This window comes from Rhodoferax sp. GW821-FHT10B06, assembly GCF_059415605.1.
Window position 1 is genome coordinate 134,536 of the sequence record NZ_JBWKNO010000006.1, and the last position, 14,392, is coordinate 148,927.

The following is a 14,392-nucleotide window of genomic DNA, read 5'->3' on the forward strand; positions in this document are numbered from 1 at the left end:
GCTTTACAGGAACATGCCGCCAGAGGCCTCGATACGCTGCGCATTCACCCAGCGGTTAGCCGGTGTCAGCAAAGAGGCGATAACACCGCCGATGTCATCTGGCACGCCCACGCGGCCCAGCGCGGTTTGTGACGCCACAAAGGCATTCAGCTGCGCGTTGTCACGCACCGCACCGCCGCCGAAGTCGGTCTCGATAGCGCCCGGCGCCACCACATTCACCGCGATGCCGCGCGGGCCCAGCTCCTTGGCCATGTAGCGGGTCAGCACCTCAATGCCGCCCTTCATCGCGCCATACGCGGCATAGCCGGGCAGTGCGAACCGGGCCAGGCCAGACGAGATGTTCACGATGCGGCCACCGTCGGCCATCAGCGACAGCAGCTTTTGCGTCAGGAAGAAAACGCCTTTGAGATGGATATTGACCAGCGTGTCGAACTGGGCCTCGGTGGTCTCCATCAGGCTGGCGTGGATGCCCACACCGGCGTTGTTGACCAGGAAGTTGAAGTTTTCGCGCTGCCACTGCTCGGCCAACACCTGCTTCACCGACGCCGCAAAAGCGGCAAAGCTGCTGCTATCGCCCACGTCCAGTTGCAGGGCGACAGCGCGCCGGCCCAGGGCCTGGATTTCAGTTACTACGGCAGCGGCTTCGGCAGCCTGGCTGCGGTAGGTCAGGATGACATCGCTGCCGGTTTGGGCGATGTGCAGTGCGGCGTTTTTACCCAGGCCACGGCTGCCGCCGGTAACGATGGCGATAGGGGTATTGCTAGAGGATGGCATGCTGTGTCCGTTCAGAGTGGTTAAGGATGGGTGCAAGTCTATTGATCACTTCAACCCAGATAAATATCAAAAATATGATTTGTTTGTTCTCGATAATTGAACAATGAACCCTGTAGACCGCATGCACATCTTCACCCGGGTGGCGGAACTGGCCAGCTTTACCCAGGCGGCAGACGCCCTGGGCCTGCCCAAAGCCAGCGTTTCCACGGCGGTGCAGCAGCTGGAGAACCAGTTGGGCACACGCCTGCTGCACCGCACCACGCGCCGGGTGCAGCTGACGCAAGACGGCCAAACCTTCTACGAGCGCAGCAAAGACCTGCTGGCGGACATGGAGGACCTGCAGACCATGTTCCAGCAACCTGGCGTGCAGGCCCTGCGCGGGCGGGTACGGGTGGACATGGCTACCGGCATGGCGCGCGACATCGTCATCCCCCGCCTGCCCGAGCTGCTACAAGCCCACCCTCTGTTGGAGGTGGAGCTGAGCAGTACCGAGCGCCGGGTGGATCTGGTGCGCGAAGGCTTTGACTGCGTGCTGCGGGGTGGCCCCGTGCTGGACCCCAGCCTGGTAGCCCGGCCACTGGGCGCCATGCGCATGCGCAACTGCGCCAGCCCGGCTTATCTGCAGCGCTATGGCCATCCGCAATCACTGGAAGACCTGGCCGGGCACCAATTAGTGCATTACGCCAGCACACTGGGCACCAAGCCCCTGGGTTTTGAATACGCCATCGGTGCGCAGGACCACTACCTGCCGATGGCCGGCGCCGTGACCGTCAACAATGCCGAAGCCTATACCGCCGCCTGCCTGGCCGGCCTAGGGCTGATACAGGTGCCAGACACGGGCCTCAAGACACTGCTGAGCCGGGGCTCGCTGGTGGAAGTGTTACCCGACTTCGTGCCGCGCCCAATGCCGCTGACGCTGCTTTACGCCCATAGGCGCAACCTGTCCAAGCGCGTACGCACCGTGATGGACTGGCTGGCGCAGGTGATCACACCACACATCCAGCCACCACGGGCAGACATCACATAAAGTGGTAGCGCAGGCCCAGGTTGAACTGGTTCAGGCCTGTACGGCCGGTGTTGGTGTCGTCCCCCATATGGGTGTAATGCACCAGCTCGGCCGTGGCATCCACATTCGGCGTGATGGCATAGGCCGCGCCCGCGCCCAGGGCCAGCGAGGTGTGCGTGCTACTGCCTGAATAGTTGGTGGAACCGCTGGTGGAGGAAAGGTCCAAGTTGGTCTTCCAGCGCTCAACCCCGAGGCGGCCATAGAGCGACCATTTGTTGTCTATCGGCGCAATGCCCAGCACATGCAGACCCAGGCCATGGGCCTTCCACGAGCCCGCCGCGCTATCGGCCGAAGGCGACGATATGGCGGACTGTACGTCCATCTTGCCCACCCGGTCGTAGCTGGCTTCCACGGCCACGTTCGGACTGACGCGGTAGCCCAGGCGGAAATTCGGGTTGGTACTGCTGCTATCGGCAGAGCTGCCACTGGTCACACCTTGGTTGGCCAGCGCCGAATCGATCTTTCCGCCTAGACCCGATGCGCGACTCATGGACAAGCCACCGCCCACGTACACATCGCCCGATGGGTCGGCCGCATGGGCCAGAGGCATGGCCAGAACCAGGCCCAGCGGCGCCAGGGTGGCAAAAACAGTATTCAATTTCATACCTATTCCTTGGTGATGGAGCCGCCGCGCGCACTGCGCCCAGCGGACTCCGCATGCCCGCTCGCACAGGCAGCGGGAGATGCTGAAAAACGGATTGCGTACCGGACACAAAGACCGGTTGCACCTGCACAATGCCATTGAAGCGCCCCAAACTGTCTGCCCGGTACAGGCTGGGTAAAGCCGATGTAATAAAAATCAGCGCGGGTAACGCACTGACAAGGGCGTTGACACGTGCTTTTGCGCCGTTTGACACCTACACGCCGCCTTATGATCGTTATAGATGCAGCATATTTCGCCTGCAATACCGACATGAATCAAGGAGACGCCATGCGTGAGAAGTCGAAAAAGAGAATTTTGGTCACCGGTGGCGCAGGCTTCCTGGGCAGCCATCTGTGTGACCGCCTGGTGGCGCGCGGCGACGATGTGCTGTGTGTGGACAACTTCTACACCGGCAGCAAGAGCAATGTGGCCCACTTGCTGAACAAAAGCAATTTCGAACTGATGCGCCACGATGTGACGTTTCCGCTGTACGTTGAAGTTGACGAAATTTACAACCTGGCCTGCCCCGCCAGCCCGGTGCACTACCAGCACGACCCGGTGCAGACCACCAAGACCAGTGTGCACGGCGCCATCAATATGCTGGGCCTAGCCAAGCGCTGCAAGGCCAAGATTCTGCAGGCATCCACCTCCGAGGTGTATGGCGACCCCGAAGTGCATCCGCAGCAGGAGTCGTACTGGGGCCGGGTGAACCCGATCGGCATCCGCAGTTGCTACGACGAAGGCAAACGCTGTGCGGAAACCCTGTTCTTCGACTACCACCGCCAGCACCAACTGCGTATCAAGGTGGTGCGCATCTTCAATACCTACGGCCCCCGCATGCACCCGGACGATGGCCGCGTGGTCAGCAACTTCATCATGCAAGCCCTGCAGGGCAAGGACATCACGTTGTATGGCGACGGTGGCCAGACGCGCAGCTTCTGCTACGTGGACGACTTGCTGGAAGCCATGATCCGCATGATGGACAGCCCGGACGAATTCACCGGCCCGGTAAACATTGGCAACCCCGGAGAGTTCAGCATGCGCGAACTGGCCGAGCAAGTCATCGCCCTGACAGGCACCACATCCAAGATCGTCCACCTCCCCATGCCCGCAGACGACCCGCGCCAGCGCAAACCCGACCTCACGCTGGCCCGCCAGATGCTGGACTGGTCGCCCACCATTCCGCTAAACGAAGGACTGCAAAAGACCATCGCCTATTTCGCACAGCTAGCCTAAAGACCGGACACGCATGGAACAGCTCACGACTTTTGTGTCTAGCCGGGGCATGCTGAAGTCTTGCGGCAGCCACCACGCCAAGCCGGTCTCCAGCCACCCCGGCCTGGAGCCCGAACTGCTGCAGAACCACCGGCCGGGTGGCTCCATCTATGTCTGTACGGACGCCCTGCTGAACTTTGCCGTGCAACTGTTACCGCAGATTAGCAGCCCGTTCGTACTGGTCAGTGGTGACAGCGATGTACCCATCAACGATGCCCTGCTGGCCCACCCGGCCATAGCTACATTGCTGGCCAGCGACTACTTGCTGGCCTGGCATGCGCAGAACCTGGTGAGCCAGCACCCAAAGCTGTCCCTGCTTCCCATTGGCATGGACTACCACACCATGTGGGAGCGCCCCGGCATGTGGGGCATTACGGCCATCTCGCCGATGGCGCAGGAAAACGCATTGCTCAACACGCTGGCCGCGTCGCCTGACTTCCATCTGCGCTACCTGACGGCTTATTGCAACTGGCATTTCGCGATGGGACGTGGAGACAGGCAGGAGTGCTTTGACAAGGTGGACAAGTCGGTGTGCTTCTTCGAGGCCAATGCCGTGCCACGCAACAGCACCTGGCTACGGCAAGCGGAATGCATGTTCGTCGTCAGCCCTGAAGGCGCGGGCATGGACTGCCACCGTACCTGGGAGGCGATTCTGCTGGGCTGCATTCCTATCGTCAAAAGAAATGCCATGTCCAACCTGTTTGCGGAACTGCCAGTGCTGGTGGTAGAGGACTGGCAGGAAGTCCAACGTGACACGCTGATGCGTTACTTCCAAACACTGGCAGAACGCAAATTCGACTTCTCGCCTCTGTTTCGCCACTACTGGACTCAGAAGCTGGAAGGCCGCACCGCCCGGCTGCTGGACCCCATGGGCTACGCAGACTTTCGCAAACTGCTCACACGAAAGACCGGTTGATGGCCAGCGCCACCCTGCAAGACGCCCAGATATTTAAAGAGCGCTGCGAGGACAGCCCCGGCATCCTGGTGCTGTGCCAGGGCGACTGGAGACCCACCGCAGAACGTGTGCGCCTGTTTGAGGAGCAAAACTACTATGTGCTGACTGCCGCCAATGGCTACCAGGACATTGTGGACTGGCTGCCCCAGCCGCGCTGCATCGGTGCCATGTTCGCGCACCCAGCCACCGTGGCCCAGGCTCGACAGCAGTATCCGGACAAGGTGATTGAGCGCTTCGAGGGCGTGGGCGCCCGATTCCTGCGCACCCTGACGCAGGAATTGCCTTACGGCTTGCATAACGCAGGTCTGCCATTCACTGGTACCGTACCTGCAGCACTAAAGACCGTAGATGTGGTGTCCGTCTTCTCGCCTGTGGCGCTCAAGCGCGGGCAGTTGCTGATCGAGTCCCTGCTGGCGGCAAACGTCACGGCTTACCTGTTCGCCCAGTCGCTAGGTTCCAACCCACAGCTGCTGGAGTCGTTTTTCGAGGTGGTGCGCAAGGCGGGCAAGTCGATTGAATACTTTCACTACCCGTTCGACCCCTATGCGCTAATGCGTATCGATGGGCGCATCGTCATCGATGGCCGCCCTATTGGGGCGAACAACAGCGTGGTCTCTGCCTACCTGGCCCGCGCGCGCCTTTTGGTACATACATCCACTACCGAGGGCATATCCAACTCGGTCATGGAAGCACTATTGAACGATGTACCGGTGCTGGTGTGCGAAGACATACGCGGGCCACTGCAGGACCTCTCGCTACAGCTGCCGGGGTGCATCTCCCGGTCAGAACCCGAAGCCCATGCACTAGTGGCACATATCCAACGCTTGCTGGCAGCCCCAAAGGCACACGGAAGCATCCGCGAAAGCTTTCGGCACGTTATCAACCCCTTCGAAATCAACCGCCAGATGGTGCGCGGCACCCAAGCATGGTTCGCACGCAATGGCCTGCCCTGGAAAGGCCATTGCCTGGGACTGCTGGGGGGCGTGCAATCCAAGCTCGACCTGGCGCACGCAACAGCGGAAGAAAGCTACCGGGGTCATCAGCACATCTACCCCAACCCTACGGAAGCCCTGCAGTGTGCGGCATTCCAGATACAGATTGCCGAGGCCATTGGAGCAACACCCCACGCCGCCAGCCTGCGTGCAGAAATGCAATATATACAAGGCGGCCTGACTACCCCGCCCCAGAGCAAAGCTCTACCTGCACTCATCGCGTTACTCGCAGCGCGTACCGACATACGGCATGTGCTGGCGGTGGGCGCCACCAACAGTCCGCAACTGGAGGTACTGGTAGAGCAGTTGGGAAACAATCCCGTCCATCCGCAGCTGCACTGCATGGAGAGTGCCCACACGCCCTGCACAGCCATGCAGCAACGCCACGGACAGAAGAATTTTGTCCATTGCCACCACGCCAGCACGGTACCGCTGGAAGCCTTCCCCTCGGCTACGGATGTAAGCCAGTTTTACGCAACAACTAGCGGAAAGTTGAGGGACTACCCGCTAGCCAACGTGCTGGACTGGTTGCGGCAGGACAGGGCCGAGATGGAAGCCACGTCCTTGGAGCCCAATGGCATACAGACACTGCTGGGAAATCTGGGCTTCGAGCAGTTCGACATGGTACTGATTGATGGCCGTGAGTTCACCGGCTTTGCAGAACTGCAGCAGCTGTATGGATGCAAGATCATCCTTCTGGCCTGCACACAAACCTTTAAAAACCACCACAGCCTGCAACAGCTGGTGCAAGACCCCAGTTACCAATTGGTATTTGCAGACGCCGAAGTCTCGAATGGCTTCGCCGTATTTGTGAAACGGTAGTGCGCGCGCAGACCTCAGAACCTGCGCTCAAATACCGCGAAGCCGTTTCGCAACTCCATATTCTGGTGGGTCAGCGCATAGGCGACATGGTTGGTCAATATGCGGTAGGCGTTGAAGCATTTGTGTGAGTTCACGTCATCCAATGCAATGACGCGCGCACCCATGCAGTGGTACAGCTCAGCCTCCCCGGTGAATTCTGAGCCGTCGATCAACACCATATCAAAGTCAACAATCTGGTTTTCTTTTTTGATCAGTTCTATACCGTTGTGTGTCAGACCCGCAGCGCGCATATACGCGATGTCCTGCCGCAACCAAGATAACACCTGCTCAAGGGGGTAGGCGTTCAAGGTCGTCCGCGTGCTGGCGTAGAAAAACGCCACTTCCTGCTCTGATGGAAACTCATCCAATGCAGCGGAAGACTGGTTATAGACCTTGACGAAGTCACAGTCCGCATAGGCATTACGCAAAGCGGTAAAGCGCTCGGTACTCAGCTCCATACAGTACAGCCGCGTGCTCTGCGCATCAACGCGATTACGCAGAGCAGAAACAAATGCATGGGTGCTACCCGCGCCACTGGAAGATCCGATCTCCAGAAAACTCTTCAAATCGTCGCGACTGGCCAGTGCATTCAGCACCTTGTAAAAATCGTCGTTGATGATCTCGGCTGGAATGATTTCAGACAGCATATTGGCCCCCGGTTTCTTATACGTTGCGTGTTGCACCACAGTGCTTGGACGCGGTGCTTGCGCGGACAGATCCACCTGCAACAAGGCAGTTTTGACCTCTAAGGCCATTTTCCCCCAGGAGAACTGCGCAGCGCGCTGCAAACCTTTGGCTATCAGCACAGCACGCATGACTGGCCCCTGCACCTGGTACAAAGCATTCGCCATGGCCGCCACGTCCGTGGGATCCACATACAGCACGCCGTCGGCAGCGACCTCCGGTATAGAGCCCGTAGGACAAGTGATGACCGGGCAGGCACAAGCCATGGCCTCGGTAATCGGCATACCAAAGCCTTCGTACAGTGAGGGGTAGACCAAGGCAATGGCTCCGCTGTAGGCGCATTGCAAGCTTGCATCGTCCACCTCAATCATGTGCACACTGGCGTCGCCCACATGGATGCTGAACTCGGGCTCCAGCGCCGACCAGGGACCGGTGCAGACAATCGCATATTGGCCTCGTAGTTCACCCAGAGTGGCAAACGCCTGGAAGAACAAATGGGCATTCTTGTAGGCACCACGGCTACCCACTAGCAAGAAATAGGGTTTCTCGATGGCGTGCTGTGCCTTGAATAACGCAAGCTGTTCAGGCTCCGGGGCCTTGAAGTCCACTCCGCAATGGGCCACCGTCACCTGCTCTGGACGGATGGCTGGGAAAAAACGGCACAGATCATTCGCCGTGTTTTGCGATATGGCTATATAGGCACTGGCATGGCGAATGCCAGCATGCTTTTCCACCCAAATGGCTTTGGTCGCCGTGTCCCAGTTCAGGACCTCAGGAATCATGTCGTAGGCCATGAATACCGACGGCGTCGAAATCGGTGTCGTGTAGTAGCTGGACACAAACAAGCTGGCGCCCTCTTCGTCGCACACTTGTTGCAGCAGTGCCCGATCAGCATCTGGTGCGGCGTAGTTGTGGGAGGGAATGTTGCGGTAAGCAATGCCGGGAATGCGCGGCGCTGTATTTTGGCGGTCCAACACCAATAACTGTGCGGCGAATCCATCTTGTACCCACTCCAACAGCAAGGAGTGCCAGACACGGGCAATGCCGGAGCGGTTGTATTGGAAAAATACCGCATCAATTAAAATTTTTCGCACTGAAGAAGACATATCTGTTGTCGCTTTAAATTATTTCACTTCAGTTACTACATAGCGCTGCCAAATTTGTATATGGGGCTCACTATTGTCCATAAGCCACTTGCACAATAAAAAACTATGCAGTCGCTCCAGCAGATAACCGGCAACCCGCCGCTGGTATCCCGTACGCGCAACCTGGTAATCGGACGAGTAAGCATTCCATACAGCTTTCAATATGCTGATGATTCTCATGAATACATCCACATGTATGCAGCACACGGCGGGAGACGGAATGATTCCACGCAAAGTAGCGAATGCTTTGATGTCCGCCTTGTCCAAAACACCGCTGTCGGCACAGGCGGCAGCAAACATGACCAAATCATCAATCACGTGCACCCGCGCGTAATTGCTAGAAATACTCTCCCCAAAGTCAAAAATGGAACCTACGGCCAAACGCCCGGGAAAAGCATCCAATTGCTCCTGAGTGGGGAAAATAGCCGGAGCCAAATCTGGCGTAAGCACCCGTATCCAGGGAGAAACTGACTCTGCTCCACCCATCAGGGTAGATACAAACTTGCGGTATTGAAACAAGAATAAATGCTCTGCAACCACGTCACCCGACAGCAGCAAATCGTGCAAGCCAAAGAGCTGAGAGTACTCGGCCAAGCCGCCACCATCGATCGCTGTGCCAAACCGGTTGTCGTCAATCACCAGCTCATTCTGTATACCCAGAGAAGCGGGGCATAACATTTCAAAAAAAACAGGCGGCCTGAACAATGGCATGGTATGGCCAATGCAATAAGCCTTCATTATTTTCGACATGTGGTTTTAAATAAATTAAGCTCTATGGCTCTCGCACCGCTTCACCAAGACCCTTGGTCAGCGGCCACACCAAATAAGACATGACAGTGCGTTTACCCACCACAATTTCTGCATTCAAAGTCATGCCCGGCAGAATTCTGGAATTCTCCAGCATATTTTTCAGATTTACTTTGTCGATGCTGACACGGCTCATGTAGTAAGCATCTCCACCGGTTTTGACCTGTGTATCTTTACGAAATGCGTCTTCGCTCAATGTTCGAACCCGGCCATCCAGTGTTCCATGGCGTTGAAAGGGGAATGCATCCAGCTTGATATGGACCGGGTCGCCGAGCTTGATATAACCAACATCGACTGAGTCGATATGCACTTCAGCTTCCAACACCACGTTCATGGGCACCAGGGTAAAAAATGTTTCCGCCTCTTTGACAATGGAGCCGGGAGACAGCTTGGCAATCTCCAGCACAACTGCATCCACGGGAGACACCAAAGTCACCAACCTGCGGCGCTTGTCGGCCTTCTGCAATTGCTCTTTGACCGAGTCGCGCTCGCGCGAGAGAACCAACATGTCCTCCATTGCTTTTTGCCGCCAACTTTTCTCAAAGGCCAACTTTTCCGCCTCAAAAGCACCTAGTTCGCGTCGTATTTCCTGCTCGCGGCTACGGGACAGCTCCAGATCACGCTCGACTTCTTTACTTCTCTGTTGTGCCTCAAGCAATTGCAAGGGTGCACCAATCTTTTGGGCCACCATCTTCTCCTGCATCGCTTCTATTTCTTTCAAAGATTTCAGACGCGAAGCCACAAACTGCTGATCCTGCCGGTTCGTCGCCAATGCAGCGCGTAGCTTCGCGGCAGTTTCCGTCATCTTCATCTGCTGGGCTTTGTAATTAGCCCGTCGCTCAAACGACAAATTGGCCTGCAGTTGACCATCGGCCGTCTGTGTCCCGGTACTGCCGGTGACGCCGCCACCCTCCAGTTCGCGCCCCAGGCTTTGAACCTGGGTTTCCAGACTATTCAATTGGGCCTGCAACTGGGTTTCGTCAGCCTGGGCAAACGTAGCATCCAAAGAGGCCAGCTTTTCACCCTTCTTGACCACCTGCCCCACGCGCACATCGACGCTTTGCACGATGGAAGTTTCCAGCGGCTGCACAACCACATTCGGCAAAGGATTGACCAGGCGGCCCTGAGCCACAATCACTTCGTCCAATTGCGACAAGCTGGCCCATATGGCAAAGATGACCAGGGCGGCAAACAGTACGCGCAAGGTTATTTGCGCGAACTTGGGTACCGGCGTGCGCTCAATTTCGTCCGCGTCTGGCAGATATTCAACGACAGTCTTTTTCTTGGAGCCTTTGCCCCATTTGAAAGAAAGCCATCGCTTCACAAATGGCTTGTTTGTTGATTCCATAGATGTTGGTAAGTCTCACATCGGGTCAGCAACTCATCGTGCCGACCGCTATCAACCAGACGCCCATGCTGCATAACCAGAATGGCGCTGGCATTGACCAGCGTGGATAGGCGGTGGGAAATCATGATCACAGTCCGCCCAACAGCAATACGCGAAAGATTGCTGATAAAAATGGCTTCGCTTTCAGGATCCAAGGCGCTGGCCGCTTCATCCAGAACCAGAATCCGCGGCTTGGACAACAGCGCGCGGGCAATCGATAGACGCTGCTTCTGCCCACCAGACAAATTGGAAGCGTTTTCCTCCAGCAGCGTGTTGTATCCCTGCGGAAGCCGTTCAATAAACTCTGCAGCTCCTGCAGCTTCAGCTGCGGCAACAATCTGCTCGAATGTGGACTCAGGTTTGGCAACTGCAATATTGTCCCGAACCGAACCGCGGAACAAGAAATTCTCTTGCAACACCACTCCGATCTGGCGGCGTAAATGGGCCAGTTCGATCTCGCGTGCATCTGTGCGATCAAAGCGCACAATCCCTTCCTGGACGCCGTACAAGCCCTGGATCAGCTTGGTCAAAGTGGTCTTGCCGGATCCGCTCCTCCCCACAATTCCCACAACAGAGCCTGCCGCAATAGTGAAGCTCGCACGGTCCAATGCAGCATGGCTGGACCCCGGGTAACGGAAGGTGACTTCGTTAAACGAAATTTCTCCAGCCAATTCCGGGCGCAAGCCACCAGCACTGGCCCGCCCCTCCGAAGGACGGTTCATCACCTCCCCCAGCATGCGCACAGACAAAGCGGTCTCTTGATACTCATTCACCAAACTGACAATCGCAATCAAGGGTGCAACAACCCGACCCGAGATCATTTGAAAGCCAATCAATGCGCCAACAGACAAGGTTTGGTCAAACACCTCCTGTGCACCCAACACAATAATCACTACAGGTAACAGCTTGCCCAAAAAATCAGTGACAGCGTTACCAGTAATTGAAATTTTCCCTACCCGAAAATGCATATTGATGGATTGGGCAGAGCGTTGGTCCCACAAACGCCGCTGCGCTGGCTCAATAGCCAAGGCCTTTACCGTCCGCATTCCGTGGATGGTCTCGACCATCATGGATTGCCTCTCACCTTCGGCGCTATACAGATCGTTCAAGCGCTTTTGAAATACCGGCACCATGGCAGCAACCACCCCGGCAATCAAAAAGGTGAAAACCAAAGTGACCAGGGCAAGCTTGACCGAATAGGTAAAAAGTATGGGCAGAAAAATGAACAAAGACAGTGCGTCCAGCACGGTAAAGAACATCCGCCCAGTCAAGAAGCTTCGAATCTTCTCCACTTGTTGCATGTGGCGCGTAATTACACCGGCAGTGGTTGTCTCAAAGTAATCGATAGGCAGCGACAAGAGATGCGCAAAGGTACGGCGCGTCAACCGCATATCAATCTTGTTCGTGGCGGAAAGAGTCAGTATTTGACGTAGAAAACCAAATAGCGAATCAAATACCAAGGCAATCACTATGCCTATCGCAAGCACCCACAAGGTTGCCAGGCTTTGGTGCACCAGCACTTTGTCAATCACCAATTGAAAGAACATGGGAGACGCCAGCGCCAGAACATGCATGGCAATCGCCGCAACCGCAATATCTCTCAGCGCTGCTTTTTGTTTGAGAATTTCGGGAATGAACCAACGAAAGCCGAACGGCTGATTTTGTTCCGGCAGCGCGTAAATGCGCTTCATCAAAAACACGTCACCTTGCCAAAGTGCGCAAAACTTAGCGCGATCCAGGCGCAAGATTTCAGTGGGATTGTCTGCTAGAGGGTTCAGCACTGCCACCAACCCATCACCGTTCACATTCGCGCACATGACAATCATGCAATTGCCATCGGTCATGCGGGCAATCAAGGGAAATACCCCCGCCTGCTCCTGCAGACTCTCCCACGAAAAATGGTCAAACTTCGCCTTCAACCCTATGTCTGCGGCAATGCGCAACACGGTAGCAGGACCGGGTTCCTCTGAAACCAGCGCATAGTCCTCAATCAGGCGCTCAGGATTCACCGGCAACCGGTGATGCTGGGCAAGTGCAGCAATGCACTGTACGGTTGAGTGAGGAAATCGTTCTGACATGGTTGGATCACGCATACATGTCTTTACATTTCAACACGCAACAGTGAATTCAATGGCTTGATATGACGCCTTTTGCAGCGCCAGTTCTGCCACCTGATGCATAAAAAAAGGTGGAGGGTTTTCACCCTCCACCTTGTCCTCAGATAGAAGCAGTAGGACTACTTACCACCAGTGCCCGCCAAGAACCCCTTCTGCGCGGAATCCTGGATGCCGGAGACATTCAAAGGCTTCACAGTTGCAGCCATCGTACTGCCCTGGCCTGCAATCAAATTGCCGTTTGCGTCAAACTGTTTCATGACATCCACCATACTGCCTACAGCCAAAGTGGCGGCAGCGGGTTTGGTGAACGCGGCAGAAGCCAAGTCAATCTGTGGCATCGACGCATCACCTCCTACCCCAGTCCCATCAAATGCCCCCATCACCTGGGCCAGACTACTGACCTTGGAGCGCAAATCGACACTTTGCGTCGAAGCACTGGTCTTCGCAGAATCCAGTACAGGCTGAACAACTTCTTGCAACTTAGACGAAACCACCTCAGTAGCAGCCACCGCAGGCGTTGCCGTCGGATTCAGTGACGCTATCACTTGGTCCACCGTCACAGCTGGGGTGCTGGCATCCTTCTGGTCGGCAACAAACCACACATCAGCTGCTGCGTGGGTTGCACCGTCAGATGTTTCATAGCTGGAAGTCAATCCCACCAAGTTGCCATTGTCCTGACTAATCTGAACCGTTGCTTTGGCACTGATGCTGGTAATACCCAACGACGACAGCGTTTTGACCTCACCTGATTCGCTGACGCCATCAGAATTGCTGTCAATCCACACCCGCAAGTCAGCAAAACCGGCATCTTCGCTATTGACAACGCCATCATGGTTGGCGTCCAACTCACCGAGCGCCGCGTATCCATCACTGGCTTTGGATCCGTTTGCAAGCTTCGTGGACGAGCCAAACAACTCGGAGCCATCGTTGATCAGTCCATCATGGTTTCTATCCATGACCAGCAAGCCATCTCCACTGCTGACCCAACCCGTGTTGACCTTGGAACCATCAGCGAACAGGTCAAAGGTCACACCCGATGAGATGTTCAATGTTTTAACGCCATCTCCATTCAGATCCAGAATAATTGGCGTGCTCAAGGTCAGATGGGATATCTGCGCGGTGGTGAAGGCCGATATCTGCGTAGACGTAAAGCTCTCCGCCTGCGTTGTCGTAAACGCCTGAACCTGGTTGGTTGTCAGCGCTACGATCTCGTTTGTGGTGAGCGCAATGATCTGACTCGTCTTCAGAGCAACTATGTCAATAGTCTCGATGGCAGCAATCTGGTTCGTCGTCAAGGCAGCAACGCTAGCCGTTGTCAACGAAGCCACTTGACCTGTCGTCAATGCCACCACCTGATTTGTCGTCAAAGCAGACACTTGCGACGTGGTAAGTGAGGCAATATCCGCTGTGGTGAGCGCCTGAACTTGGTTGGTTGCCAGCGCAGCGACCCCTGTCGTTGTCAAAGCTGCTATTTGAGCCGTTTTGAGCGCCGCAATATCCACCGTTTCGATCGCAGCAATTTGGCTGGTACTCAACGCAGCCACTCCGGCCGTCGTCAAAGCAGCAATCTGTGACGTCGTCAAAGACACGATCTGGTTGGTGGTCAGAGCAGCCACGCTGTTGGTGCTCAGCGCCGCAATCTGGCTGGTCTTCAGCGCAGCCACGTCCACCGTCTCTATCGCCACG

General features: G+C 56.3%; 11 protein-coding genes. 4 read left to right on the forward strand and 7 right to left on the reverse strand.

Going from position 1 to position 14,392, the window contains the following annotated elements; all coding sequences use genetic code 11:
* Positions 1-3: 3 nt before the first annotated feature.
* Positions 4-774, reverse strand: coding sequence for an SDR family NAD(P)-dependent oxidoreductase (locus tag AC07O2_RS11875; protein WP_495075948.1), 771 nt, complete (start codon positions 772-774; stop codon positions 4-6).
* A 103-nt stretch (positions 775-877) separates the two neighbouring features.
* On the opposite strand from AC07O2_RS11875, the gene AC07O2_RS11880 reads away from it, so the two are divergent.
* A complete protein-coding gene (locus AC07O2_RS11880) occupies positions 878-1,801 on the forward strand; it encodes a LysR family transcriptional regulator (RefSeq protein WP_495075949.1) in 924 nt (307 codons plus the stop codon).
* Here the strand turns inward: AC07O2_RS11880 and AC07O2_RS11885 are convergent.
* Positions 1,794-2,444, reverse strand: coding sequence for an outer membrane beta-barrel protein (locus AC07O2_RS11885; protein WP_495075950.1), 651 nt, complete (start codon positions 2,442-2,444; stop codon positions 1,794-1,796). The genes AC07O2_RS11880 and AC07O2_RS11885 overlap by 8 nt on opposite strands.
* A gap of 327 nt (positions 2,445-2,771) precedes the next feature.
* On the opposite strand from AC07O2_RS11885, the gene AC07O2_RS11890 reads away from it, so the two are divergent.
* The 3 genes from AC07O2_RS11890 to AC07O2_RS11900 are packed head-to-tail and all read left to right on the forward strand — an operon-like array spanning position 2,772 to position 6,527.
* The gene (locus AC07O2_RS11890; protein ID WP_495076088.1) at positions 2,772-3,719 is read left to right on the forward strand and encodes a UDP-glucuronic acid decarboxylase family protein; all 948 of its coding nucleotides are present in this window, start codon (positions 2,772-2,774) and stop codon (positions 3,717-3,719) included.
* 13 nt (positions 3,720-3,732) lie between these two features.
* Positions 3,733-4,674: a hypothetical protein gene (locus tag AC07O2_RS11895; RefSeq protein WP_495075951.1), complete on the forward strand. Its 942-nt coding sequence runs from the start codon at positions 3,733-3,735 to the stop codon at positions 4,672-4,674.
* Complete coding sequence (locus tag AC07O2_RS11900; protein ID WP_495075952.1) at positions 4,674-6,527, forward strand: glycosyltransferase; 1,854 nt, start codon at positions 4,674-4,676, stop codon at positions 6,525-6,527. Before AC07O2_RS11895 ends, AC07O2_RS11900 begins: the two co-directional genes overlap by 1 nt.
* A gap of 14 nt (positions 6,528-6,541) precedes the next feature.
* Here AC07O2_RS11900 and AC07O2_RS11905 read toward each other — a convergent pair whose 3' ends face one another.
* From AC07O2_RS11905 to AC07O2_RS11925, 5 genes are all read right to left on the reverse strand, one after another.
* Complete coding sequence (locus AC07O2_RS11905; protein WP_495075953.1) at positions 6,542-8,344, reverse strand: glycosyltransferase family 4 protein; 1,803 nt, start codon at positions 8,342-8,344, stop codon at positions 6,542-6,544.
* Positions 8,345-8,374: 30 nt separating this feature from the next.
* Positions 8,375-9,145: a hypothetical protein gene (locus tag AC07O2_RS11910; RefSeq protein WP_495075954.1), complete on the reverse strand. Its 771-nt coding sequence runs from the start codon at positions 9,143-9,145 to the stop codon at positions 8,375-8,377.
* A gap of 22 nt (positions 9,146-9,167) precedes the next feature.
* On the reverse strand, positions 9,168-10,550 hold the full coding sequence (locus AC07O2_RS11915; protein WP_495075955.1) for an HlyD family type I secretion periplasmic adaptor subunit: 1,383 nt from the start codon (positions 10,548-10,550) through the stop codon (positions 9,168-9,170).
* Positions 10,523-12,682 carry a peptidase domain-containing ABC transporter gene (locus AC07O2_RS11920; protein WP_495075956.1) on the reverse strand — a complete coding sequence of 720 codons (2,160 nt, stop codon included), beginning with the start codon at positions 12,680-12,682 and terminating at the stop codon, positions 10,523-10,525. The genes AC07O2_RS11915 and AC07O2_RS11920 overlap by 28 nt, the downstream gene beginning before the upstream one ends.
* A 143-nt stretch (positions 12,683-12,825) precedes the next feature.
* On the reverse strand, positions 12,826-14,392 hold a 1,567-nt coding region (locus AC07O2_RS11925; RefSeq protein WP_495075957.1), incomplete at its 5' end, for an SPM autocatalytic domain-containing protein.

Coding starts and splice junctions, on each gene's coding strand:
- AC07O2_RS11910 (WP_495075954.1), bottom strand. CDS start 9,145: ATGTCGAAAATAATGAAGGCTTATTGCATTGGCCATACCATGCCATTG.
- AC07O2_RS11915 (WP_495075955.1), bottom strand. CDS start 10,550: ATGGAATCAACAAACAAGCCATTTGTGAAGCGATGGCTTTCTTTCAAA.
- AC07O2_RS11900 (WP_495075952.1), top strand. CDS start 4,674: ATGGCCAGCGCCACCCTGCAAGACGCCCAGATATTTAAAGAGCGCTGC.
- AC07O2_RS11875 (WP_495075948.1), bottom strand. CDS start 774: ATGCCATCCTCTAGCAATACCCCTATCGCCATCGTTACCGGCGGCAGC.
- AC07O2_RS11885 (WP_495075950.1), bottom strand. CDS start 2,444: ATGAAATTGAATACTGTTTTTGCCACCCTGGCGCCGCTGGGCCTGGTT.
- AC07O2_RS11895 (WP_495075951.1), top strand. CDS start 3,733: ATGGAACAGCTCACGACTTTTGTGTCTAGCCGGGGCATGCTGAAGTCT.
- AC07O2_RS11880 (WP_495075949.1), top strand. CDS start 878: ATGAACCCTGTAGACCGCATGCACATCTTCACCCGGGTGGCGGAACTG.
- AC07O2_RS11890 (WP_495076088.1), top strand. CDS start 2,772: ATGCGTGAGAAGTCGAAAAAGAGAATTTTGGTCACCGGTGGCGCAGGC.
- AC07O2_RS11920 (WP_495075956.1), bottom strand. CDS start 12,682: ATGCGTGATCCAACCATGTCAGAACGATTTCCTCACTCAACCGTACAG.